This window comes from Sorangium sp. So ce145, assembly GCF_051525985.1.
Lineage (GTDB): Bacteria > Myxococcota_A > Polyangia > Polyangiales > Polyangiaceae > Sorangium > Sorangium cellulosum_B.
In genome coordinates, this window is the sequence record NZ_CP150315.1 from 6,752,599 (window position 1) to 6,776,455 (window position 23,857).

General features: G+C 72.3%; 17 protein-coding genes. 13 read left to right on the forward strand and 4 right to left on the reverse strand.

The genetic code is table 11. The features are described from left to right. Positions 1-55 precede the first annotated feature (55 nt). From WMF34_RS24825 to WMF34_RS24850, 6 genes are all read left to right on the forward strand, one after another. Complete coding sequence (locus WMF34_RS24825; protein WP_437989319.1) at positions 56-802, forward strand: response regulator transcription factor; 747 nt, start codon at positions 56-58, stop codon at positions 800-802. A 25-nt stretch (positions 803-827) separates the two neighbouring features. Further along, positions 828-2,183: an ATP-binding protein gene (locus tag WMF34_RS24830; protein WP_437989320.1), complete on the forward strand. Its 1,356-nt coding sequence runs from the start codon at positions 828-830 to the stop codon at positions 2,181-2,183. A 130-nt stretch (positions 2,184-2,313) separates the two neighbouring features. Further along, a complete protein-coding gene (locus WMF34_RS24835) occupies positions 2,314-3,540 on the forward strand; it encodes an AAA family ATPase (RefSeq protein WP_437989321.1) in 1,227 nt (408 codons plus the stop codon). Positions 3,541-3,542: 2 nt separating this feature from the next. Continuing rightward, complete coding sequence (locus WMF34_RS24840; protein WP_437989322.1) at positions 3,543-4,295, forward strand: hypothetical protein; 753 nt, start codon at positions 3,543-3,545, stop codon at positions 4,293-4,295. Positions 4,296-4,938: 643 nt separating this feature from the next. Continuing rightward, positions 4,939-5,820, forward strand: a complete 882-nt coding sequence (locus WMF34_RS24845; RefSeq protein WP_437989323.1) for a hypothetical protein — start codon at positions 4,939-4,941, stop codon at positions 5,818-5,820. Between the two features lie 9 nt (positions 5,821-5,829). Then, positions 5,830-6,111, forward strand: coding sequence for a pyrimidine/purine nucleoside phosphorylase (locus tag WMF34_RS24850; protein ID WP_012237462.1), 282 nt, complete (start codon positions 5,830-5,832; stop codon positions 6,109-6,111). A 14-nt stretch (positions 6,112-6,125) separates the two neighbouring features. On the opposite strand, the gene WMF34_RS24855 is transcribed toward WMF34_RS24850, so the two are convergent. Next, entirely contained in the window at positions 6,126-9,983 is a 3,858-nt protein-coding gene (locus WMF34_RS24855) for a serine/threonine-protein kinase (protein ID WP_437989324.1), read from the reverse strand. Between the two features lie 708 nt (positions 9,984-10,691). On the opposite strand from WMF34_RS24855, the gene WMF34_RS24860 reads away from it, so the two are divergent. The 5 genes from WMF34_RS24860 (at position 10,692) to WMF34_RS24880 (ending at position 18,262) form a co-directional block, all read left to right on the forward strand. Beyond that, positions 10,692-11,582 carry a serine/threonine-protein kinase gene (locus tag WMF34_RS24860; protein ID WP_231864235.1) on the forward strand — a complete coding sequence of 297 codons (891 nt, stop codon included), beginning with the start codon at positions 10,692-10,694 and terminating at the stop codon, positions 11,580-11,582. 863 nt (positions 11,583-12,445) lie between these two features. Beyond that, complete coding sequence (locus WMF34_RS24865; RefSeq protein ID WP_012237466.1) at positions 12,446-13,597, forward strand: CgeB family protein; 1,152 nt, start codon at positions 12,446-12,448, stop codon at positions 13,595-13,597. Positions 13,598-13,660: 63 nt separating this feature from the next. Further along, positions 13,661-14,830: a 23S rRNA (adenine(2503)-C(2))-methyltransferase RlmN gene (gene rlmN / locus WMF34_RS24870; protein WP_012237467.1), complete on the forward strand. Its 1,170-nt coding sequence runs from the start codon at positions 13,661-13,663 to the stop codon at positions 14,828-14,830. A 92-nt stretch (positions 14,831-14,922) separates the two neighbouring features. Next, entirely contained in the window at positions 14,923-16,323 is a 1,401-nt protein-coding gene (locus WMF34_RS24875; RefSeq protein WP_437989325.1) for an acetyl-CoA carboxylase biotin carboxylase subunit, read from the forward strand. Positions 16,324-16,486: 163 nt separating this feature from the next. Further along, positions 16,487-18,262: a phospho-sugar mutase gene (locus WMF34_RS24880; protein WP_437989326.1), complete on the forward strand. Its 1,776-nt coding sequence runs from the start codon at positions 16,487-16,489 to the stop codon at positions 18,260-18,262. A gap of 14 nt (positions 18,263-18,276) precedes the next feature. Here the strand turns inward: WMF34_RS24880 and WMF34_RS24885 are convergent, their stop codons facing one another. Beyond that, on the reverse strand, positions 18,277-19,053 hold the full coding sequence (locus WMF34_RS24885; protein ID WP_437989327.1) for a chlorite dismutase family protein: 777 nt from the start codon (positions 19,051-19,053) through the stop codon (positions 18,277-18,279). A 507-nt stretch (positions 19,054-19,560) separates the two neighbouring features. On the opposite strand from WMF34_RS24885, the gene WMF34_RS24890 reads away from it, so the two are divergent. Next, on the forward strand, positions 19,561-20,166 hold the full coding sequence (locus tag WMF34_RS24890) for a hypothetical protein (protein WP_012237471.1): 606 nt from the start codon (positions 19,561-19,563) through the stop codon (positions 20,164-20,166). 299 nt (positions 20,167-20,465) lie between these two features. Next, positions 20,466-21,209 carry a TenA family transcriptional regulator gene (locus WMF34_RS24895; protein WP_012237472.1) on the forward strand — a complete coding sequence of 248 codons (744 nt, stop codon included), beginning with the start codon at positions 20,466-20,468 and terminating at the stop codon, positions 21,207-21,209. Positions 21,210-21,651: 442 nt separating this feature from the next. Here WMF34_RS24895 and WMF34_RS24900 read toward each other — a convergent pair whose 3' ends face one another. Together WMF34_RS24900 and aroB are read right to left on the reverse strand one after the other, a co-directional pair. Next, entirely contained in the window at positions 21,652-22,035 is a 384-nt protein-coding gene (locus WMF34_RS24900) for a response regulator transcription factor (RefSeq protein WP_044965703.1), read from the reverse strand. 209 nt (positions 22,036-22,244) lie between these two features. Further along, positions 22,245-23,855 (reverse strand): 3-dehydroquinate synthase, encoded by a 1,611-nt coding sequence (gene aroB, locus WMF34_RS24905; RefSeq protein WP_437989328.1) that lies wholly within the window; start codon positions 23,853-23,855, stop codon positions 22,245-22,247. Positions 23,856-23,857: the final 2 nt, after the last annotated feature.

A 23,857-nucleotide genomic window follows, 5' to 3' on the forward strand; every position in this document is an offset into this window, starting at 1 on the left:
ACGCCTCTTGACCAGGCCTTACACGGCGGTGCGACAGCCGCGCTACAGTCGCGACATGGCGGATCCGCCCCAGATCCTGGTCATCGACGACGACGCCGAGCTCTGCGAGCTCCTGGCCGAGCTGCTCGGTCAGGAGGGTTACGCGGTGGAGAGCGCGCGCGACGCGATCTCCGGCCTCGCGCGCGCGCAGGAGGAGAGGGAGAGGCCCTTCACGCTCGTGGTGCTCGACGTGATGCTGCCTGGGCTCAACGGGTTCGAGGTCCTCACGCGGCTGCGGCAGAGCTCGCGCGTCCCCGTCCTGATGCTCACCGCGCGGGGCGAGGACGTCGACCGCATCGTCGGCCTCGAGATGGGCGCGGACGACTACCTGCCGAAGCCGTTCAACCCGCGCGAGCTGGTCGCCCGCGTGCGCGCGCTCCACCGGCGCGCCTCTCACGCCGGCGCGGCGGCTGGGCCGGGCGCGGCGGCCGGTCCTTCCGCCGCCGAGGCGCAGGGCGCGCTGACGGTCGACGATCTCGAGGTGCTCCCCGCCGCGCGGCGCGTCCGTGTCCGCGGCGAGGAGGTCCGGCTCACCACGGCCGAGTTCGACCTGCTCGAGGTCCTGGCGCGGCAGGCGGGGACGGTTGTCTCGCGCGAGGATCTCGCGCGGCGCGTCCTCGGACGCCGGCTCGCGGCGTACGACCGCGGCATCGACATGCACGTCTCGAACCTGCGCCGCAAGCTCGGGCCTGGGCCGGGCGGCGGCGAGCGCATCAAGACGGTCCGCAACGCGGGCTACATCCTCGCGCGGGAGCGCGCGTGAAGCGCTTCTTCCCCGGAGGGCGGCCGTGAAGAGCCTCTTTTTGCGCCTCCTCGTCTCGCTGTGGCTCGCCATGGCGCTGCTCGTCGGCCTGCTCGCGGTGATCCACGGCTGGGCGTTCTCCGCCGAGCCGAGCGGGCTGCGCCGCCGCCTGAACACGCGCAGCGTCGAGCTCCGGGCGGAGGGCGCGCTCGCGTGCGCGCGGGACGGGCTCCCCGGCTGCGAGCAGCGCCTCGCGCCGCTCGATCCGCGGGATCAGCGCGTCGCGGTCTACCGGGCCGGCGCGCTCGTGATGGGCGAGCCCATTGAGGGCGCGCCGCTCGTCGAGGACAGGGCGAGGCGCTCGGCCGACGGCATTTCCATCGAGGTCGGCCAGGAGCGGGAGCTCGTCGCGGTCGTCCTGCGCCGCGACCCTGCCCTCGCCGCGGTCGCGGCCGGTCCGGTCCGGTCGCCGTGGATGTTCTTCATCGTGCCGGAGACATTGCCCCAGCGGCTCCTCGCGATCGTCGCCGTCACCGGGCTCGTCGCGGTGCTCCTCGCGCGGTACCTGTCCCGTCCGATCCGCATCCTGCGCGGCGCCACGCAGCGGATGGCCGCGGGTGATCTCTCGGTGCGCGTCGCGCAGAAGCTCGCGGGCGCGGACGGCGAGACGCTGGCGCTCGGGCGCGACATGGACCGGATGGCCGAGCGCATCGACGAGCTCCTGGAGACGCAGCGCCGGCTCCTTCGCGACGTCTCGCACGAGCTCAGGTCGCCGCTCGCGCGGCTCAACATCGCGCTCGAGCTCGTCCGCCGGCGCTCGCCGCCGGACGTGGAGCCCGCGTTCGACCGGATCGAGCGGGAGACGGAGCGGCTCAACGGGATGATCGGCGAGCTGCTCACGCTGAGCCGGCTGGAGTCGGGCCGCGGCATGGAGCGCACCGAGCGGGTCGATCTCACGGCCCTCCTCGAGCAACTGGTCGACGACGCCGCGTTCGAGGCCGAGCAGCGGGGTTGCTCGGTCGAGCTCGGGGCGCGCGACGCGTGCTCGCTGGACGGGAACGAGGAGCTCCTCCGGCGCGCCATCGAGAACGTCGTGCGCAACGCGGTGCGCTTCACCGAGCCGGGCACCGCGGTCCGCGTCGATCTCGAGTGCTCCGGCGGGACGGCCGAGGTGCGCGTCCGCGATCGCGGCCCGGGCGTCCCGGAGGGCGCTCTCGGGGACCTCTGGAAGCCGTTCTACCGGGTCGACGACCACAGGGCCCGCGGCGCGGGCGGCACGGGGATCGGGCTGGCCATCACGCAGCGGGCGGTGCGGATCCACGGCGGCGAGGTCGAGGCGAGGAACGCGGACGGCGGCGGGCTCGAGGTCGCGCTGCGGCTGCCGATCGGCGCGGGGGGCTGAGCGGGGGCAGAAAGGGGCGGTGAACAGAGCCCGCTCGGTCGTCTCTTCTGCCGGCGTTTGGGTATATACCCAAGTCGGTGCCCAAAGAACCTCGGCGACGCGGCGCGGCACGTTGCAGGCGGCGACAACCATGATCCAGCAGGTCTCGTTCACCAACTTCAAATCCCTGCGCAGGGTTGATGCTCACCTCGGGCGCTTCATGGTCATCGTCGGGCCGAACGGTTCCGGCAAGACGAGTATCCTCGACGGGCTGCACTACCTGGCGCAGGCAACGCGAAGTCCGCTTGCGCGGATCATGCACGGGGCATTTGCCCCTCCGAACCTGAAGAGCCGCGGCAGTATCGGGCCCATGAGGCTCGCGGCTGCCGGTAGCTTCCATGATGTGAACGCGGCGGTTGGGATCGTCGTCGAGTCCGAGGACGACCTGAACGGCGACGCCAGCTGGCACGGGACCGTCGCTCGGCGCTGGGGTGATGCCGCCGAGGAGACATCCGAGACAAAAGAGGGAGCGCAACCCGCAAGGCCGACCGACCCGCAGCAGAAGCATCAACGATCCCTAGGCAGGAAAAACGTGCTGCGAGCACACGTTCTCCCCGAGATGGCGGAGCTTGCCAGCGAACTCGGCTCCGCGCGCAAGCTCCGGCTGGATGTCCGGGCGCTTGCCGCGCCGTCCTACAGCGAGGAAGAAACGCCTCGCCTCACGACGGATGGTAGCGACCTGGCTTCGGTGCTGGCGGACGCGGCAGCGCGCACCCCCGAGGCGTTCCAGTCGATCCAGGAGGCAGCGCGCCGTGTGATTCCGGCGCTCGAACGGATCCGCACGCGTCGCGCCAAGGTGCAGCGACAGGAGTACCAAAAAATCCGCATCGATCGTACCGAAGCGGTCGAGCGCTCCATCGATCGCTCCTACTGGGGCCAGCAGCTCGTGCTCGATTTCAAGGGTGCTCCGGACGTCCCGGCGCCGCTCGCGAGCGAGGGCACCCTGCTGGTGATCGGCCTGCTGACCGCGCTGTGGATGGATCCCAAACCCAGGCTGCTGCTCCTCGACGACATCGACAAGGCGCTCCATCCGCGCGCGCAAGAGGAGCTGGTCGCACAGATTCGAAGGATCCTGGAGCTCTCGCCTGAGCTTCAGGTCATCGCCACGAGCCACTCGCCGTACCTGCTGGATCACTTCGACGCGGAAGACGTGCTCCTCACGGCGCTCCTGCCCGATGGCTCCACCGCCTGCGCCCCGCTCGCCGATCACCCCGATTTCGACCGGTGGAAGAGCACGACGCGCTCCGGCGAGCTCTGGAGCTTCGTGGGCGAGGACTGGGTCGCGCAGCGGGCAAGCGCGGTTCGGGCAAACGAATGAGCGTGGCCGCTCGTCTCCTCGGGATGGTGGTCGAAGGGCCGGATGACGCGAGGACGGTGCCCGGCCTCGTCGATCGGGTCCTCGTGAACGAGGTCCCCGCCCTCGCAGGCAAGCTCGCGCGTGCTCGAACCTTCTGCGGGCTTGATGCCAGCGCGGCGTTCGTCACCTGGAGCACGGTGCACCAACAGCGGGTGCCGCGAAGGCACGGGCATTTCGGCGGAGAGCCGGCCCTCAAGGACGCTCGGACGGCCGTGCTCGCGCTTCGTTGTTTCGTTGCGTGTGATCCGCAGCCCCGGGCCGTCGTTCTGGTGCGTGACAGCGACGGCAAGGACGCCGAGCGCCGGCGAGGCCTGGAGCAGGCTCGAGATGACGCCGCCTGGCCCTTCGAGGTGCTCCTCGGCGTCGCCCATCCGATGCGGGAGTGCTGGGTGCTCGCCGGCTTCGTCCCGGAGGGCAAGCAAGAGGAGGCATCGCTCGCTGCCCTACGGAAGGAGCTCGGGTTCGACCCCGCCGCCAGATCGCACGAGCTCGACGCATCGAGCAAGACGGCGAAGAAGAGCCCAAAGCGCGTCCTCGATCGCCTCACCGGAGGCGAGCACGAGCGCGAGGCGCGGTGCTGGACCGAGCCGGACCTCGGCCACCTGCGCCAGCGAGGCAACGACAACGGCCTCGCCGCGTTCCTGCGCGAGGTCGAGGCTCGCCTCGTGCCTGTCTTCTCGGACGCTGCCTTCAAGGACGACAGCGGCGCCGAATAGGGTGCTCCGGGGCCGTCCGCGCAAGCGGGGGACGACACCAGCGCAAGGATCCGTGGCCGCCCCTGCTCCCGGTCCCTCACCCCATCCAAGGCGATCCCGGATCGACTCGGCCCCCCTCCCGAGGCCATCCGTTTCGATCCTGGATCGACCCGCCACCCCCCCGAGCCGGCTCCGCCACGTCGTGACCTCTCCGCGCCGCCTTCCGAGGCCACCCGCCTCGGTCCCACACCGACCCGCTCCCCTTTCCGAAGCGACGCCGGCACGTCGCGACCTCTCCGCGCTGCCGTCCGAGGCCGCCCCTCTCGGTCCCGCACCCGCCCGCCACGCTCCCGAAGCGACACCGCCACGTCGCGACCTCTGCGCGCCGCTTTCCGAGACCGTCTTTCTCGATCCCGCATCGACCCGCCCGCCTCCCAAGGCGATCTCCAGCCCGAGACACCCCCCTCGAGCCCCACCGCCCTTACCCTCCCCCCATTCCGGACGCTTCAAACCGCGTGCAAGAGCCCAGCTTCCGCACGAACACCGCACGAAACCGGCGCAGCGCCGCCCTTGACGGACGACACGACAGGACTTCCTTTGCCTGTTCCTCAGCAATGCGCCCTCAGGCATTGCCCTTCTCACCCCATCAGGAGGTGTCTCTCTCATGCTGAAGCATCTGAATATCGACGAGATGGTCGCGCTCCTCTCCCCGTGGGTCGAGGACCCGGAGCAGCGCCGGCTGTTCCTGGCGATCCCCGAGATCGCGGCGCTCTACCCGCGGGTCGTCGAGGCCCACGAGGCAGTGCTCGCGGTCCAGCCGAGCAGCCGCGGAGGCCGCATGTCGCCGAAGCTGCGCGCCATCTTCGACGAGACCAGCGAGGTCGACCGGCGCCACGACCACCTCGCGCGGGCCGTCTCCTACGGTATCGACGCGCACCGCGAGCTCTGCCTCGCCGAAGCGCCCTCGGACGCCGCCCGCGCCGCGCAGTGTGATGCCGTCCAGAAGCAGCTCTTCCCGGGCGGCCTGTCCATCGTCAACGCCTCGATGCTCGCCGAGGCGGGCAACACCACGCGCATCGCCCGCCTCCTCGAGGACGAGCCAGCCGTCGGCAACTTCCTCAGGTCGATCCCCGCCCACGGAAAAGCGTCGCAGCTCGATGTCGTGAAGCGCTGGCTCGCCAAGGGCCGGGAGCTGCAGACGCTCGAGCGCGCCCGCGCGGAGCTCGAGGCCGCCGAGACAACCGCCCCCGCCAGCAAGACCACGATCCAGGCCGCGCGCAGCCAGTGGTTCAAGATCGTGGCGCTCGTGCTCTCCAACCTCGAGCTCTCCCGCGCTCCGGCGCGCGATATCGAGATCATCCGCGGGCCCGTGCTCCGGGCCTCGAGCCGCGCCGGCAAGCGCTACGCGAACAGCAAGCCGCAGGCTCCGCAGGAGGACGACGCGGGCATCCCCGCCACCGAGCCGAGCGGAGCCCCGCAAGGGGAGCCTGGTGAAGGCGCGCACGGCGACGCGAGCGCGCTGGTCTCTCGCGGCGGGACGCGGTAGGAGGGCGCCATGCTCAAGCACAACAGCTACTTCAACGGCAACGTCCAGAGCGTCGGCTTCGAGCGCCACGGGCGCCGGCAGACGGTGGGTGTCATCGACACCGGCGAGTTCCACTTCTCGACCGACGCGCCGGAGCGGATGACGGTTGTCGCCGGCGAGCTCGCGATCCGCGTCGACGGCTCCACGGAGTGGCGCGCCTATCCGGCAGGGACGTCGTTCGAGGTGGCAGGCAAGAGCGGCTTCGACGTCAGGGCCACCCAGCCCGCCGGCTACCTCTGCGAGTTCCTCTGAGCGCGGCCTAGGCCCTAGGCCTCCAGCCACGTCCGCTCCAGCTCGAGCGTGGCCACGTTGTCCGGCACGTTGCCGAGGAACTTCCCGCGCCACACCGGATCGCCGATCTTCCGCGCCCGCTCGAGCAGGCGCTCCCGCGCCGAGGCGATCGCCATCATCGCCTCCCGCCGGTGGCCGCAGGCCGAGAGCGCCTCGGCGTGCGAGAGGCGCACAAGCGACTCGCCCACCTCGGCCCCCATCGACTCCAGCAGGCAGAGCGCCTCGGTCGTCGCCGCGAGCGCGTCCACCGCCTGCCCCGCGTCGAGCAGCGCCCGCCCGAGCACCGCGTACGCGAAGGCCCGCAGGGGCGGCGCGCCGTACAGGATCGCGACCGCGGCGCGCGCCTCGCGCTCGGCCCCCTCGAGATCGCCCGCCTGGAGCACGATCCTCGCGAGGCACGCCCGCCCGGCGCCCTCCCCGCGCGCGTCGCCGAGGCGCTGGGACGTCGCGATCGCCTCCTCCGCCGTCCGCTGCGCCTCCTCGACGAGGCCCCGCTGCGCGAGCACCGGACCGAGGTTGAGGAGCGCGCCGAGCCGGACGTCCGACAGGCCCATCCGCTCCGCGTCCGCGAGCGACGCGCGCAGCGCCGCGTCGGCGCCCTCGAAATCGCCGAGCTCCGCGTAGCAGGAGCCCAGGTTGTTCCTCGCCCAGCAGGCGTTGCGCCGATCCCCAGCGTGCTCGAACGCCGCGAGCGCCGCCTCGAAGCCCGCGAGGCACGCGCCGGGATCGCCGACCGCCATCGCCCGGTACGCGCGCGCCTCGTGGAGCCGCGCCAGCACCTCGACCTCCTGCTCGGTCTCCTCGGCGTCCTGCTCGATCCCGTCGAGCAGCTCGTCCGCGAGCTGGTACCGCCCTCCGAACACGAGCCGCCCGGCGCCCGCGCACAGGCACACGCTGCGCGCGGGGCGCGCCGACCGCCGCGCCTCGGTGCCCTGCGCCAGGCGCAGCAGGCCCTCGACCTGGTCGTGGTTGCCGCGCTTCGAGGCCGCGAGGATCACCTGCGTGAGCGCCGAGAACCACGGCGCCGAGCCGGGCGCGAGCCGCTCCAGGGCCTCGGTGCCCCGCCGCTCCGCCAGCGCGAACTCGCCGCGCCAGAGGTGCGCCTCCGCCTGGCAGAGCCGCAGCGCCCCGGCCGTCGCCTTCGAGGCGCCGCGCGCGATCCCGCGCTCGACGCGCTCGATCGCCGCGCCCAGGTCGCTCCCGAGCAGCGCCTGCTCGGCCGCGCGCAGGGTCGCCGCCGCGGCCCGCGCCGGCTCGCCGCCGCGCTCGAAATGCTCGGCCAGGGCCATCGGATCCGCCACGCCCGTCCGCTCGAGCCACTCGCCGGCGAGCCGGTGGCCGAGGCGGCGATCGTGATCGGTCAGCATCCCGTACGCCGCCTCGCGCACGAGCGCGTGCCTGAACCGGTACTCGGCCGCCTCCGGCGCGCCCTCCACGGAACGCCGGACGATGAGCTCCCGCACCTCGAGCTCGGCGAGCAGCGGCTCGACCTCCGCCCGGCCGACCAGCGCGGCGACCCCGCTCCGCGAGAAGGTCTCGCCGAAGATCGCCCCGGCCCGCAGCGCCCGCCGCGCGCCCACGTCGAGCGCGTCGAGCTCCGCCTGCACCATCGCCAGCACCGTCTCCGGCAGGTCAACGCCCTTGCCCGCCGCCGCCGCGCGGATCTGCTCCTCGAGGTAGAAGGCGTTGCCGTCCGCGCGCTCGACCAGCGTCGCCACGAGCGCCGGGCTCTCGCGCTCGCCGAGCACCTGGCGCACGAGCCGCTCGCTCGATCGGCGCGAGATCCCCGCGAGGCGGAGCTTGTGCCCGCGCCGCTCGTCCCACAGCTTCGGGAAGAGCTCGTGCACCTCGGGCCGGCCGAGCGCCATGACCATGAACGGCCGGTCCTTCAGGTTCCGGAGCGCGGCGTCGACCATCGTGACCGTGGGCAGGTCGCCCCAGTGCAGGTCCTCGAGCACGAGGAGGACCGGCTGCACCGCGCACTCGGCGCGCAGGAAGTCCTCCCAGGCGAGGCGCAGCTGATCGCCCATGAGCATCGGGTTGCGCCGCGCCGCCCGGAGCTGCACGTCGTCGTCCGGGAACGGCGCGCCGACGAGCTCGCCGAGGAACGGCGCGACCCGCGCGGCGTCGAGCGCCGCGTGCCGCTCGACGCGCGCCCGCACCTTGCGCCGCCGCTCCTCGACGGGCTCGGCGTCCGTGAGGCCGATCGCGCGGCGGAGCGCGTGCGCGAGCAGGCCGAAGGCCGACCCGGCGCTCATCGGATCCACCTGGCCGAGCCACACCTCGACCGGCTCGCCGTCCTCCCGGATCGCGCGGACGAGCTCGTGGCGGAGCCGCGACTTGCCGATGCCCGCCGGCCCCGTGACGAGCACGACGCTCGGGGTCGACTCCTCGATGCAGCGGGCGAGCTCATCCCGGATCAGCGCGAGCTCCCGCTCGCGCCCGACGCACGACGTCGCCTTGCCGAGCACGTGGGGCGGCGCCTCCGGCTCCTCGCGCGCGCCGTGGAGCCAGGGGCCGCCCCCGTCGGACGTGATCTCGAACCGCGCGCCGAGCAGGCCCGCCGTCACCTCGTCGATGCGGATCGCAGGCCCGCGGGACGTCGCGCGGCCCTCGGGGAGCAGCTGGACCACGCGATCGATGAGGTCGCCGATCGGCATGCGCGAGGCGATCTCCGCCCTGCCCGTGACGACCGCGACCGGCGCGCCGCCGAGGAGCGCCTGGACGGCGAGCGCGCAGCGGGCGGCCCGGGCCGCGAGGTCGGTCGTCGCGCCCGCGCCGGACAGCACGACGAGCGGCAGCCGCGCGTCGACGAGCTCGAGCTGGCCCTTGTAGCGCGCCGCCGTGGTCGAGAGCGCCTGCGCGCGCGCCTGCTCGTCGACCTCAGGGGGGGACGGATCGGCGGCGGAGAGGCCGTCGCGCGCGAGGACGAGGCACATCACCTTGCGCTCGCCGGTCGTGAGCTCCGGCGGGCGGACGGACATCGCGGGCGGGCGGACGGAGATCGCCGCGGGATCCATGAGCCCGGCGAGCTCGATCGCGACCGCGTTGCCGTCGCTCGGCCGCCCCTCGGGCGACTTCGACAGCATCCGCTGGACCAGCGCGTCGAGCGCCTCGGGCACGTCGTCGCGGAGCCACCGGAGCGACGGCGGCTCCTCGATCAGCACCTTGACGAGCACGGCGAGCCCGCGCGCGCCGCGGAACGGGGCGCGCCCCGAGATGCACTTGTAGAGCAGGCAGCCGAGCGCGAAGACGTCGGCGCGCGCGTCGACATGCGCCTCGCCGCGGGCCTGCTCCGGCGCCATGTAGCCGGGGGTGCCGAGGATGGCGCCGGGCATGGTGAGCTGCTGGTCGATGCCGGACAGCCGGACGACGCCGAAATCGATGAGCGTGATGCGGTCGATGGTGCCGCCGACGAGGAGCAGGTTGCTCGGCTTGAGATCGCGGTGGACGACGCCGAGCCGGTGCACGGAGCCGAGGGTGGTCGCGACGCGCCGGGCGAGCTTGAGGCTCTCCTCCAGGGTGAACGCCTGCCGGGCAAGGCGCTGGGAGAGGGTCTCGCCGGTGAGCCACTCCATGGCGAGGTAGGGGTGGCCGTGCTCCGTGCGGCCGTGCGAGATGTACCGCACCACCCCGGGCACCCGCAGCGTGGCGAGCGCCTGCGCCTCGCGCGCGAGGCGGTTCGAGTCCTGGGAGGCGGCGTTCTGGAGGACCTTGAGGGCGATGATCTCGCCGGTCTTGAGGTCGCGCGAGCGGAAGACGTGGCCCATGCCGCCGGCGCCCGCGAGCTCCATGATCTCGAACCGGCCGTCGATGACGTCTCCCGCTCGCATTGCCTGCCGTCGCTCCGGATCGTCCGCCCTGTGTGGGAGCTACGCGAAGTTCACCTGAATGGCCAGCGGTTCGGGGTTACGGGCGTGTCCCCGGAAGCGGGCGCCGCGAGGCGCCGCCGCCGTCATGCAATCACCACCGATTGCCGCGCTCCGGTGCGCATCGTCACCAGAGAGCGCGGCCAGGGGCAACTCTGCAGCGTCGAAGCGCCGGCGGCCCCCGGCCACGAGGGCAGTCCGGTGCTCCACCGCCGTCGACCGGAGCGCGCTCCGACGAGGCCCCCGCTCGGCGCTCCGGCGGCGCGCGACGAGGGCAATGCGGCACACCGGCGCGGCCCGGCCGCTGAGACCGGCGCGGCCGTGGTGGCCCAGGCGCTGGCCGCTCCCGCCGCCGCGACGCGCCTCGGCCGGCGGCCAGCGCCCCGGCTCCCCGGACCGCCTGCGCCCCGTTGTCCCGCGGGCGCGCCCCAGTTTTCCCCGTCCCGTGCCCCGCGGCTTTTTCGTCCAGGCGACCTCGGGTGCGACGGGCGACCGATGTGAAGCGGCGCGCCCCGAAAAACAAGGCGCGGGGGCCCTTCGTCGGGTGACGCTGCGCGCGGCGCTTCCTCTGTCGCGCCTGCGTGATAAATGAGCTTGTCTGGGGAGAGGGGGGAGGCGACCGGAACGCGCTGGACCCCCTTTGTCAAGCGAAGGAGGCCGCTCTTGTCAATCGTGCCCGGAACCGTTCTGCTCCAGCGCTACCGCGTGGTACGTCATCTCCGCCGCGAGGGCCTCGGTGAGGTGTTCAGCGCCGAGGACGCGAGCACCGGCCGGCGCGTCGCGGTCAAGGTGCTCGGGGAACCCCCGATGCGCCAGGAGCCGGGAGGCGTGCTCAACACGCCAGAGCGCATGCCCCAGCAGGAGGCCGAGGCGCGCTTCCGGCGAGAGGCGGTGGCGTGCGAGCGCCTGCGGGGCCCGCACACACTGCCCTCGCTCGACGGCGGCAAGGACCCGGCGCACGGTCCTCTCCTCGTGTTCGAGCTGCGCGAGGGGGAGCTGCTCAGCGAGCGCATCTCCCGGCAGGGGCCGCTCCCGTTCAGCGCCGTTCACCCGCTGGGCGAGCAGCTCTGGTCGGCGGTCGCCGAGCTGCACGAGATTGGCATCATCCACCGCGACATCAGCTCCGCGAACGTGCTCCTCGACCAGGGTCCTGACGGCGAGCGGCTGACGCTCCTGGATCTCGGCTCGTGCAAGCTCCCTCCCGGGCTCTCCGACGCGGCGCCGACGTTACCGAGCCGGTGTCTGGGCGATTTCAGGTTCGCGCCGCCCGAGCAGCTCACGAAGGGGAAGACGGTGGATCACCGGGCCGACCTCTATGCGGCCATGACGGTGATCTTTCACGCGCTCACCGGCGAGCTCCCCTACGCCGCGCGCAATCTGATGATGCTCGCCGATCTCAAGACGAGGACGCCGCCGCGCCGCCTGGGCAGCCTGATGCCTCCGCCGGTCGACCGGGAGATCGAGGTGTTCGTGAACAGGGGTCTGGCGCACAGCCCGGACCGCCGCTTCGCGAGCATCGCCGAGGTGATCCAGGGCTGGCAGGCGCTGAGCCCCGCCACCTGAACGTCTCGACGGCTCTCGCGCGGCCCCACCGCGGCTGAAGGCTGGACACCCGGCCTGCCGATTCCACCGCAGCGCATTCCCCCGCACCGACAGGAAGGCATCCAGACAGCGCCGCGCGCTTCTGCCTTCCTGCTCCCCCGCCCGATTTCTCCGCGAGGCCAGGCGCCCCTGCCCGGCCGAGGCCGCTGGCCCGCCGGCGAGCTCAGCTGGACGGCGGAATCCCCTGCCGCCGGCCGGCGCCCCCAGGCCCCATCGCTCCGCGGCGTACGCGTCCGACAGCGCGCGCCGGCCTGGGCGGCGCTTCGCCAGCGCTGCCCCGGCGTTCCGGAGCAGGCTCCCCCGTCGACGCTCCGTTCGACCAGCAGCCGTCACCGACCATTGCGACAACGTCCCTCTTTTTCTCACCATCATCGCATCTGAACAGCGTTTACCGCACAGGCCGGTTCCTCTGCGATGCGAGGACGGTTGCCGTCGGGTGCTTTACCCGAACGAGCCGCGTTATCCCCGAGCAAGAGGCGATTTCGCGCGCTTCGTCGTCACGGGAAAAGGACGGGCCTTACCGCCTGGCGTCTGATGAAGAATACGCACCTTCGATCAAGAAACTGCATCTCACAGCATTGCAGAGGGTGAGCACGCATGTTAATCCCGGGTGCGCTCGTCGCCGCGCCCTCTCGCGCGGCGCCAGGGCAACTGGATCGGCGTGCCGCTCGTTTTGCGCATGTTACGCACGTTGCGCACGTTGCGCAGGTGTCCGCGAGGCGTCTTTCGCCTCTCCGGGGCCGCCGCGGTGTACCTCGGGACCGGCGCATTGCGGGCCGGCACGCCGTCTGGGATCTCTCAACCCTTGCCGCCGCCACCACGCTATGACGACAACTACCTACCGCTATGTCTTCCTGGGGCTCTCCATCACGTCTTCGTGGGGCAACGGCCACGCCACGACGTACAGAGCGCTCCTCCGGGCGCTCGCGTCGCGCGGCCACCGGATGCTCTTTCTGGAGCGGAACCTCCCCATCTACGATCAGCACCGCGACCTGCCCAACCCGCCTTATGGCACGACCGAGCAGTACTCGAGCATTACCGAGCTCCGCGATAGATTCTCACGCGCCGTGCGCGAAGCCGATCTCGTGATCGTCGGCTCCTTCGTACCGGAAGGGGCGACGGTCGGGGCATGGATCACGGAAGAGGCCCGCGGAAAGGCCGCGTTCTACGATCTGGACACCCCCGTCACGCTGGGCCGGCTGGCGCACGGGGATCACGCGTACCTGACGCCGGCGCTGATCCCGCGGTATGATCTCTATCTGTCGGCGACGGGGGGCCCGACGCTGGAGCGGCTGGAGCGCAGCCACGGCGCGGTGCGCGCGCGGGCGCTCTACTGCTCGGCGGACACCGACGTGTACCACCCCCAGCCGGCGCCGATGCGCTGGGATCTCGGCTACCTCGGGACCTACAGCGACGACCGGCAGGCGGCCGTCGAGCGGCTCCTCCTCGAGCCGGCGCGGCGCATGCGCCGCGGGCGCTTCGCGGTGGCGGGCGCGCAGTACCCGGCGTCGCTCGCGTGGCCGGAGAACGTCTCCCGGACGGAGCACCTCCCGCCGGACGAGCACCGCATCTTCTACAACTCCCAGCGCTTCACGCTGAACCTGACCCGCCGTGCGATGGTGGAGTCCGGGTGGTCGCCGAGCGCGCGCCTGTTCGAGGCGGCCGCGTGCGGGACCCCTGTCCTGAGCGACACCTGGCCGGGTATCGAGACGTTCTTCCAGCCCGGCGAGGAGATCCTGCTCGTGCGCTCGCCGGAGGACGTGCTCCGGAAGCTCAGGGAGATGAAGGAGGACAAGCGCCTCACGGTGGGCCAGCGGGCGAGGCAGCGCGTCTTCGCCGAGCACACCGCGATGCACCGGGCCGAGGCGTTCGAGCGCTACACCCGCGAGGTGCTCGAGGCCGCCAGCCGGACGCGCGCGCGCCGCGAGCGCGACGGGCAGCTCACGGCGTCCCAGGTGGAGAGCCAGAGCGGCTGACGCTTTGGCGCCTGGCCTACTGCTCCCCTTGCCGCTGGGGGCGGCGCGCAGTAGGCCAGGCAGGTGCGCTCCACGCCGCTTCACCCCGTCGCCCGGCTGCCTGAAGAGTGGTCGGCCTCGCTGGCTGCCCGCGGAGAGCGGTCGTTCACGGCGAAGCAGGTATTCCAGTGGATCCATCGCCGCGGCGTCCTCGATCCGGCCGCGATGACGAACCTCCCGGCGCGGCTGCGCGAGCACCTCGCCGCGGAGGGGCTGGGCGAGGTGCTGACGCCCGAGCGGGTTCATCGCTCCGAGGACGGCACGCGCAAGCTGCTCCTGCGCCTCCGCGACGGCGCGACCATCGAGACGGTCCTGCTCCCGTCGGTGTCGGGCCCCGGCTCGCAGGCGCAGCTCGACGCCGACGCGGCGGCGGCGCTCGATGACGACGAGGACGACGATGCGGCCGCGGAGGCGGGCGCCGCGCCGCGCGTCCGCGTCACCCAGTGCATCTCGACGCAGGTCGGCTGCGCCATGGGGTGCGGCTTCTGCGCGAGCGGCGTGGCAGGGCTCAAGCGCCACCTCGGGGCCGAGGAGATCGCGGGCCAGGTGCTCCTCGGGCGGGCGATGCTCGAGGAGGGCGAGGAGCTCCGCAACGTCGTGTACATGGGCATGGGCGAGCCGCTCCACAACTACGAAGCGACCGCTCGCTCGTTGCGCCTGCTCACGCACCCGGAAGGGATCAACCTCTCGACGCGGCGGGTCACGGTGTCCACGTCGGGCCTCGTGCCCGAGATCGCGCGGCTCGGAGCGGATTTTGGCGGGCAGATCGCGCTGGCGATCTCGCTGCACGCCGCGGACGACGAGACGCGCTCGGCGCTGATGCCCATCAACCGCAAGCACCCGCTCGACGAGCTGCTCGCGGCGCTGCGCGCTTACCCGCTGCCGCGGCGCCGGCGCATCACCATCGAATACACGCTCGTCGCCGGGCAGAACGACGATCCCGCCGAGGCGCGGCGGCTGGCGAAGCTCCTGCGCGGGCTCCCGGTGAAGATCAACCTCATCCCGATGAACCCGATCGAGGCCTCCTCGCTGGGCCCGCCGGCCCAGGAGCGCGTTGCGGCGTTCCAGGAGGTGCTCACCCAGGCGGGATACTCCTGCTTCGTTCGCCGCCGGCGCGGCGATGACGTCTCGGCGGCCTGCGGGCAGCTCGTGCTGCTCGGGGCCAAGCCGAAGGTGCGGCGAGCGCTCGGCTGAGCGCGCGCGCCGGCCTGCCGGGAGCGCGCGAGCGAGCGCTGCCTGCAGCGGGCGTCTTGACGCGCCGCCTCGCGGGGGCGTAGCTGTCGGCCGTGTTGAAGAAGATCCTCGTCGCCAACCGTGGAGAGATCGCCTGCCGCGTCCTCCGGACCTGCAAACGGCTCGGGATCGCGACGGTCGCCGTGTACTCCGACGCGGACGCGAGCGCGCCGCACATCGCGATGGCCGACGAGGCGGTGCGCATCGGGCCGCCGCCGGTCCGGGACAGCTACCTGGTCATTCATGCGATCGTCGAGGCGGCCCGCGCGACGGGCGCCGACGGCATCCACCCCGGGTACGGGCTGCTCAGCGAGAACCAGGCCTTCGCCGAGGCCGTCGTCGCGGCCGGCGTCACGTTCATCGGCCCGCCGCCCGCGGTGCTCCACGCGTTCGGCGACAAGATCCTCGCGCGGGATCACGCGCGCGGGGCCGGCGTGTTCCCGCCGCCGGGCACGGGCGGTCCGGTCGACCCCGCCGACGTCGAGGCCGCCCAGCGCGCCGCCGAGAGCATCGGCTTCCCGCTGCTCGTCAAGGCCGCGGGCGGCGGCGGCGGCATCGGCATGCAGATCGTCACCGATCCAGGCAAGCTGTCGCGCGCCCTCACCGCGTGCTCCGACCGCGGCCGCGCGGCGTTCGGGGACCCGCGCGTGTACATGGAGCGGTACATCGAGCGCCCGCGCCACATCGAGGTGCAGGTGCTCTGCGACGGGCAGGGCGGCGCCGTCGCGCTCGGCGAGCGCGAGTGCAGCGCGCAGCGCCGGCACCAGAAGATCGTCGAGGAGACCCCGTCGCCGGCCGCGTTCTTCCAGGGAGCGGCGGGCGAGGTCCGCCGGAAGGAGCTCCACGACAGCGCCCTCCGGGTCGTGACGGCCGCCGGCTACGTCGGCGCGGGCACCGTCGAGTTCGTCGCTGCGGAGAGCGGCGAGCTCTTCTTCCTGGAGGTCAACGCGCGGCTCCAGGTCGAGCACTGCGTCACGGAGATGTGCACCGGGCTCGACCTGGTCGAGCACCAGATCCGCATCGCGTCGGGCGAGCCGCTCGCGCCGGAGGTCCGGGGCCACACCTACCGCGGCCACGCCGTCGAGGCGCGCCTCTACGCGGAGGATCCGGCGAAGAAGTTCGCCCCCCAGCCCGGCCGCATCACCGCGCTCCGCTGGCCGGCCGCCGGCGACGACCTGCGGATCGAGACCGGCGTCGCCGAGGGGCTCGAGGTGACGCCGTTCTACGACCCGCTGCTCGCCAAGATCGTCGCCCACGGCCCGACCCGCGATGAGGCGATCGCTCGCCTCGACCAGGCGCTCGCCGAAACGACGATCGAGCTCACCGGTCCGGCCGGGCCCGCCGCGACCAACCTCGCGTTCCTCCGCCAGATCCTGCAGGACGGTGATTTCCGCAGCGGACAGTACGACACGCGCTTCGCCGAGGCGCTCGCCGCCGGCAAGAAGGCCGGATGACGCCCGGCCGAGCGGGCTGAGCGCTACGAGCTGGCCGGGAGCCGCCGGCCACGTCGGCGGCGGACCGGCGGGCCGGCGCGCGGCGGTCGCCGCCCGCGCTGCCGCCGCGCCGAATCGCGCGCTCGTGGTGCAAACCACGGCCGGCATGAACTAAATACCAGGCGTGAGCCACGACTTCGTCCTCGAGCCCGCCGAACGCTGGCTTGCCCACGACCCCGATCCGGAGACCCAGAGCGAGCTGCGCCGGCTCATCGACGCGGCCAGGGCGGGCGAGGACGGCGTCCGCGCCGAGCTCGCCGAGCGCTTCGCCGGCCCGCTGGAGTTCGGCACCGCGGGCCTCCGCGGCGTCCTCGGGGCCGGCGAGAGCCGGATGAACCGCGCCGTCATCCTCCGCACGACCGCGGGGCTCGCCCGTCACCTCCTCGAAGCGATCGGCGACAAGGCGCGGAGCGCCGGCGTCGTGATCGGCTACGACGGCCGCCGGATGAGCCGAGAGTTCGCGGAGGACACCGCCTGCGCCCTCGCCGCCGCGGGCATCCCGAGCCACCTCTCGCCCGTCCCCTGCCCCACGCCGATCGTCGCGTTCGCGGTCGGCCACCTCGGCGCGGCCGCGGGCGTGATGGTGACGGCGAGCCACAACCCGCCCGAGTACAACGGCTTCAAGGTGTACTGGGACAACGCCGCGCAGATCATCCCACCCCACGACACCGGCATCGCGACGGCGATCGACGCCTCGCCGCCGGCGGATGAGGTCCCCCGCATGCCCCTCGACGAGGCGAGGAGGCTCGGGCTGGTGCGCGACTTCCCCGAGGAGCTGGAGCGGACCTACCTCGGCGCGATCCGCGGCCTCGCGGTGCGGAGCGACGGGGATCGCGACCTCTGCATCGTGTACACGCCGCTTCACGGCGTCGGCGATCGCCTGGTCCGCCACGCGCTCGGCGAGGCCGGCTTCACGCGCGTGGCGAGCGTGCCCGAGCAGGCCGAGCCGGACGGCGCGTTCCCCACGGTCGCGTTCCCGAACCCCGAGGAGAAGGGCGCCATGGACCTGGCGTTCGCCCTCGCGAAGCGGGAGGGCGCCGACCTCGTCCTCGCCAACGATCCCGACGTCGACCGGCTCGCCGTGGCGGTGAGGCGCCCTGACGGCGAGTACGTGCAGCTCACGGGCAACCAGGTCGGCGTGCTCCTCGGCCATTACCTGCTCACCGAGGGGCGCGCGCAGGGCGCGGACGAGCGCCGGCTCGTGCTGGCGTCGTGCGTCTCGACCCCGATGCTCGGCGTCATCGCCTCGGCGCTCGGGGTCCACTACGAGGAGACCCTGACCGGGTTCAAGTGGATCGCCAACCGGGCGATGGACATCGAGCGCTCGACCGGCGCCCGCTTCGTGTTCGGCTTCGAGGAGGCGCTCGGCTACACCGTCGGCCCGGTCGTGCGCGACAAGGACGGCATCAGCGCCGCGGCGCTGGTCGCCGAGCTCGCGGCGGTGCGCAAGGCCGAGGGCAGGACCCTGCTCGACGAGCTCCAGGCGATCGCCCGCAAGTACGGCCTCTACATGAGCGGGCAGCGCTCGTACACCCTGCGCGGCGTCGACGGCCTCGAGAAGATCGCGGCGATCATGGACGCGCTGAGGAAGAGGCCGCCGGCCGCGATCGGCGGCGTCCCCGTGGTGGCGTGGCGCGATTTCGAGGCGCGCACGCGCACCACGAGCGACGGCCTCGTCGAGCCGCTCGTGCTGCCTCCGAGCAACGTGCTCGTGTACGAGCTCGACGACGGGAGCCGGCTCATCGCCCGCCCGAGCGGGACGGAGCCGAAGATCAAGTTCTACTTCGACGTGCGCGAGGAGGTCGCCGCGGACGAGCCGCTGGGCGACGCAGAGGCCCGCGCGGCGGTGCGGCTCGACGCCCTGGCCCTGGCGTTCTCGAGCCTCGCCGGCATCGGCTGAGGGGAGCGGCCCCGTCAGCCGCCCGGGCTGCGGAAGGCGGCGCGGCCGACGAAGAACGGGCCCATCTGGCTGATGAACTCCGAGGTCTGGCGGGTCTTCCGCATCGTCTGCACGATGTGGGAGAGCGGGTGGAGCTCCTTGCCGACGAGCCCGATCACGAACTCGTTGTCGCGGGCGTCGAGGCCGTGGCACGCGAGGCGGATGTCGTGGGCGAGGTCCTGGGCGCCGTAGGCCCTGCCGATGGTGCCGTGCTCGCGCAGGATGCTCCCTTGCTCGCGCCCCTCGAGCTTGGAGAACGTGCCGCTGCGGCGGAGCGGATACCACACCGCCCACGGCCAGGCGGGGTTCAAGACGGTCTCCGCCGGGCGCCGGAGCAGCCAGAAGTCGAGATCCTGCTCGTAGCCGGTCGAGTACGTGCGCCCCAGCATGGTGAAATCGGGGCGAAGCGAAAGGGCCCGGAGCTCGCTGCGGTTGAGCGCCGGGCGGACGGTCTGGACGAAGACGGCGGGGTCCTCCGCCCACGTGAGCACGGCGATCCCGCGCGGATCGTTGATGTCCTCGTAGACGACGGCGCCGACGCGCTGCGACGCGAGCGCCTGGCCGGCTGCGCGGGTCAGCTCCGCCGGATCGGCGTCGCCGGGGCAATGGAACACGAGCAGCTGCATGAACAGCCGGCCGTCGATGACCTGCGGCCGGCCGTCGCGCGGCGCCCCCCGCTCGGCGACGTCGATGTGCGGCAGCTCGGGCTCCGCGTGGCCGGCGGCGGGCCGGCCCGTGGTGGGTTCGCTCATGGGCGTAGGGGTACCGAGGTTCGGGGAGGACGGCAACTGCCAGGCGCAGCCCCTCCGCAGGCGACGCGCAGCACCTCCGCAGGCGACGCGCAGCCCCCCCGCCGCGAGCGCCCGTCGCCGCGACGAGCCCCCGTCACCGCGACGAGCGCCCGCCGACGGCCACGACGACCGACGAGCGCGGCGCGAAATCACGTAATGCGCATCACACCATTGCGCGCGCTGACGTCTGCGGCGGTCGCGGGGGTCTGGCGTCTCGGGTCGCAAGGAGAGCTGGACAACCGGCGTGATCCTGCGCAGGGCCACGTCGGCTCGTGTCGCACGGCTGCTCCCACGTAATCATCTCTTGCCATCGAGCCCGACTCACGCTCCCCTGCAAGGTACAACCACGACTCCTGGAGTTACCCCGACGATGTGCTCCCGGGCAGGGTTTCCCGCCCGAGGGTACGTGCGCCGCGCCCCCGATCGGGCTCAGCTTCGCCGGGGCCTTCCCGCCGTAGGTTCGCCGCGATGAAGACGCACGAGACGAAGACCAAGACCTCGATCCCCGCCGGTAGATGCAAAGGAACGTTGCTGGTCAACCTCCGGTCGTTCGTCACGACGACCCGCGACGCCGGTGCATGGGAGCGCCTGGTGACGTCGCTGCCCAAGTCAGACCGGGACGTACTGTCTCAGCCGTTGCTCGCGAGCAGCTGGTATCCGATCGGCGTCTGGAACCGCGCCTTGCGGACGCACGCGCGGACTGCGAGCGACCAAACCGCTGAGCTCAAGCGGTTTGCCCGCTACGTCGCGGATCGCGACCTCAATACGGTGTTGAAGTTCGCGCTCTCGATCGCCATGCCCGACACGATCGTCGCCCGGACTGGAATGTTCTGGTCGCGCTACTTCGACTCCGGGAAGGTCTTCCCGCGCATGGTGAAGCCGCGGGAGTGGGTGCTGACCATCACAGGCCCGACCGGGGACGACGAGGGGCCCTCCGCGATGAACTGCGGAGAAGGCGTCTGCGGCTGGGTCGAGCAGGCGCTCCTCCTGTGCGGTGCATCCACCCCCAAGGTAACCCACCAGCGGTGCCGGTTTCGCGGCGCGACGGAGTGCCTCTCCGAGGTCGTATGGTGAGCGACCTGAGCGAGATCGACCCTCTTGTCGTTGCGGCGGCGCCATCGTTTGCCTATTGACTTGCTCCTTCACCTTGATCCAGACTGGATGCAGGCAGGACACATGTACACGAAGCCTCCCATGGTGAGGTCCTCGCGCTGCCCCTCTCGTCCTTCGCGCTCGGGGTCAGCATCGTGCCTGCTCTGCGGATTGTCTCCTGACGGCCGCTGACCGGTCAGCCTGCGGGGGTTCGGTGGGGTAGAGGCAGGCCGGCGGGCAGCCACGAGGCAGATTGACCCAGCAACCCTACAGGTAATTTCATGCTGTCACCTCGCTCGCAGCGGCATAAGGAAGTCAAGGACAGCCTTCAGGCGACGCCGCACCCGGTCTGGGTCGAGGACATGCTCGAATCTCTGGCCGACCAGTGGAAGGCCGCGGTCTACACGCCGCCGATCGCGCAGACGATGACGGAGCCGGTCGATCAGGAGATGTGGAAGGGGCTCCTCCGGGAGTTCTTCTGCGTGGTCGAGGCGTTCCCGAAGTACATGGGGCTCAGCCTCGCCAAGACGACCTATGGCCAGTCGCCGCGCGACTCCCTGGTGCGAGACTGGCTCATCGGCAACATCCGGGTCGAGGCGCTGCACGTGCGCTGGTACCTCGACTGGGCGGCGTGGCACGGGCACAGCACCTCCGACATCACGAGCCACCGCCCGAGCCCGGAGATCGCGTCGCTCTTCGAGTGGCTCTGGTCGGTGTCCTACCGCGGCTCGCTCGCGGAGGCGGTCGGCGCGGTGAACTATGCGATCGAGGGGGTCATCGGCGAGTGTTCTCGCGTGGTGCTGCCGAGCTTTACGAAGCTCTATGGCGAGGGGAGCAAGTCACTGACGTGGCTCGCCGCGCATGCGAACTACGATGACGCCCATCCGCGCGAGGCGCTCGAGATCGTGAAGCTCGCGACCACCTCCGCCGAGGAGATCCGCCGGGTGCATTCGAGCATCTCCCGCTCGCTCGAGCTGTTCGAGAAAGCGTTCAGGGCCTGCAGCGTCCCGCACCGCGGCAGCTGACGCGGGCACCTCCTGGCAGCGCCGCGCACGACCGGCGCCGAGCCCCAAAGGAGATACGAGATCTCCGAAGAACCTCATAGACCACACGGCGAGCGCCCGCGGTGCCGGCGCGCGACGGCGGTAGAAACCATCGGGATTCCTGCCCTGCGGCACCACGCAGCACGCGAGAAACGGACCGGCTCGAGGCGCGAGACCTCGGAGATGCCAAGATCGCCAGTCGGCCAACTCCCCTTCTCTTGGCCTCTTCGCCGTTCGCCCCATCGACCAGCGCGGCCCCCCTGCTGCGGTTCCCGCCCCGCCCCGCTGTCCGCCGGGGCAGAGCGGCGGTCTCTCGCACAGGAGACGGGCCCAGATCGACGTTTTCGGCGCGCAAGCGCACTCCTGTGCGCTGAGCACCGAAAACGTCGAGGTGGGCCCGTATCCGAAGCGAGTGACCGCCGCTCTAGCGGCCGTAGACGGCTTTGCGGACCTTTTTCTTGAGATCGTCGAGGACGAAGGGCTTCGTGATGTAATGGCGTGCGCCCGCCTGGATGCCGGCGATGACGTCCATCGGATCCGACTTGGCGGTCAGGAAGATGATCGGCACCCGGCGCGTCGGCTCGTGCTCGCGGAGCCGCTTCGTCATGCTCACCCCGTCGAGCTTCGGCATCATGATGTCCACGATCACCAGATCGGGCCGCGGCTCCTGCTGGGCCAGCGCGAGCCCATCGACCCCGTTCGTCGCGACCACGGTGTCGAACTCGTCGCCGAGGAACCGGGCGATCATCGCCGCCGTGTCCTGCTCGTCCTCCACCACCAGGATTCTCTTCTTCGTCGCGGTCACCATCGGCGCCGAGAAAGATAGCGCGGAGCGGACGATGCGGGCGGTGTGCCGGGATTTTTTTCCGAAGAACGTTGGAAACACATTGATTTTATTCACCGACAGCGCAAGCGCCGTCTGCGCCGGAGGCGCTCAGCGAGGAGGGCGTGCGGCGCCGACGCAGGGGTTTCGCCCGGAGCAGGGCTGTCTCAGGCACACCGCTCGGCGTCCGAGGGTCAGGTCGCGGGGGCGGCCGCGCGCTCGAGGAGCGAGGCGAGGCGATCGAGCGGCATCGGCTCCACGAACGTGCTGCCGATGTCCCGCATCAGCACCGTCCGGACCGACGAGCCCCGGCGCTTCTTGTCGAGCGACAGGAAGCGCAGCGCGGCGGAGACCGGCTCGTCCTCGATCCGGGTGGGCAGGCCGAGCCGCGCGAGCAAGCGGGTCGCCCGGTCGGCCGCCGCGCGATCGGTCACGCCCAGCGCGCAGCCGACGCGGAACATGGCGACCATGCCGAGCGCCACCGCCTCGCCGTGCGCCAGCCGGACGAACCCCCCCTCGGCCTCGAGGGCGTGCCCGAGCGTGTGGCCGAGGTTCAGGAGGGCGCGGTCGCCCGACTCGCGCTCGTCGCGGGCGACGATGGCCGCCTTCACGGCGATCGAGCGGCGGATGATCTCGGCGAGCAGGCCGGGGTCGCGCGCGAGGACGCGGTCGGCCTCGCGCTCGAGCAGCGTGAGCAGCTCCGGATCGCCGATGCAGGCCGACTTCACCACCTCCGCGAGCCCGCTCCGGTACGCGCGGTCGGTCTCGGTGGCGAGCGCCGCCGGGCTCGCGACGACCGCGGACGGCTGGTGGAACGTTCCGACGGCGTTCTTCGCGGGGCCGAGGTCGACCCCCGTCTTGCCGCCGACCGAGGCGTCGACCATCGCGAGGAGCGTGGTCGGCGCCGCGACCCAGCGGACGCCCCGCAGCAGCGTGGACGCAGCGAACCCGCCGATGTCGGTCACCACACCCCCGCCGTGCGCGAGCACCACCGCGCCGCGGTCGGCGCCCGCGTCGATCATCGCCGTCAGCGCCGCCTCGACGGCCGCGAGCCGCTTGTGCTCCTCGCCGGGCTTGAGCACCGTGACGGCCGCGGCCGGCGTCCCCTGCGCCGCGAGCGCGGCGAGCAGCGGCGCGCCCCAGAGGCGGCTCACGTTCTCGTCCGTGACGACGAAGACGGACGTCGGCGCCAGCGCGGCGATGGCGTCCGCCGTGGACGCCGCCCCGTCGGAGGCGATGCGCACCGCGTAGCTCTTGTCGCCGAGCGGCACGAAGAGCGGGCGATCCGCGTAGGCGCGGAGGACCCGCGCCGCGACGTCCGCGGGCGAGACGCCGTCGGTCACGACGCGCGCGTGGGCCTCGGCATAGACGGGGGCGCGCGCGGCCAGGAGCTCCCGGATGCGCGCCTCGCGATCCGGCGCGCCGTCGAGGAGCGGGCGGTTGCCGTTCGGCGTGCGCGCGGCGATCGTGCGCGGGGTGGCGGTGAGCGCGACGACGCAGCCGCGCTCGAGCGCCTCGGCGCGGAGCGCGGGATCGACGAGGGCGCCGCCGCCGAGGGCGATGATGCGCGGGCCGCGCGCCGCCAGGAGCCGGCGCAGGGTCGCCGCCTCCAGCGCGCGGAAGCCAGCCTCGCCGCGCGTGGCGAAGAGCGACGGGACGCTCTCGCCGGCCTCCTCGACGATGGCGTCGTCGAGATCGAGGAACGGGAGCCCCGTGCGCGCGGCGGCGATGCGGCCCACGGTGGACTTGCCTGCCCCCATGAAGCCGGTGAGCAGGAGCGGAGGTGCGTCGGAAGGGAGTTCCATGG

Excerpts from the sequence above, each read along its gene's own strand:
- WMF34_RS24825 (WP_437989319.1), top strand. The coding sequence starts at position 56 with ATGGCGGATCCGCCCCAGATCCTGGTCATCGACGACGACGCCGAGCTC.
- WMF34_RS24835 (WP_437989321.1), top strand. The coding sequence starts at position 2,314 with ATGATCCAGCAGGTCTCGTTCACCAACTTCAAATCCCTGCGCAGGGTT.
- WMF34_RS24845 (WP_437989323.1), top strand. The coding sequence starts at position 4,939 with ATGCTGAAGCATCTGAATATCGACGAGATGGTCGCGCTCCTCTCCCCG.
- WMF34_RS24850 (WP_012237462.1), top strand. The coding sequence starts at position 5,830 with ATGCTCAAGCACAACAGCTACTTCAACGGCAACGTCCAGAGCGTCGGC.
- WMF34_RS24855 (WP_437989324.1), bottom strand. The coding sequence starts at position 9,983 with ATGCGAGCGGGAGACGTCATCGACGGCCGGTTCGAGATCATGGAGCTC.
- WMF34_RS24865 (WP_012237466.1), top strand. The coding sequence starts at position 12,446 with ATGACGACAACTACCTACCGCTATGTCTTCCTGGGGCTCTCCATCACG.
- WMF34_RS24885 (WP_437989327.1), bottom strand. The coding sequence starts at position 19,053 with ATGAGCGAACCCACCACGGGCCGGCCCGCCGCCGGCCACGCGGAGCCC.
- WMF34_RS24890 (WP_012237471.1), top strand. The coding sequence starts at position 19,561 with ATGAAGACGCACGAGACGAAGACCAAGACCTCGATCCCCGCCGGTAGA.
- WMF34_RS24895 (WP_012237472.1), top strand. The coding sequence starts at position 20,466 with ATGCTGTCACCTCGCTCGCAGCGGCATAAGGAAGTCAAGGACAGCCTT.
- WMF34_RS24900 (WP_044965703.1), bottom strand. The coding sequence starts at position 22,035 with ATGGTGACCGCGACGAAGAAGAGAATCCTGGTGGTGGAGGACGAGCAG.
- aroB (WP_437989328.1), bottom strand. The coding sequence starts at position 23,855 with ATGGAACTCCCTTCCGACGCACCTCCGCTCCTGCTCACCGGCTTCATG.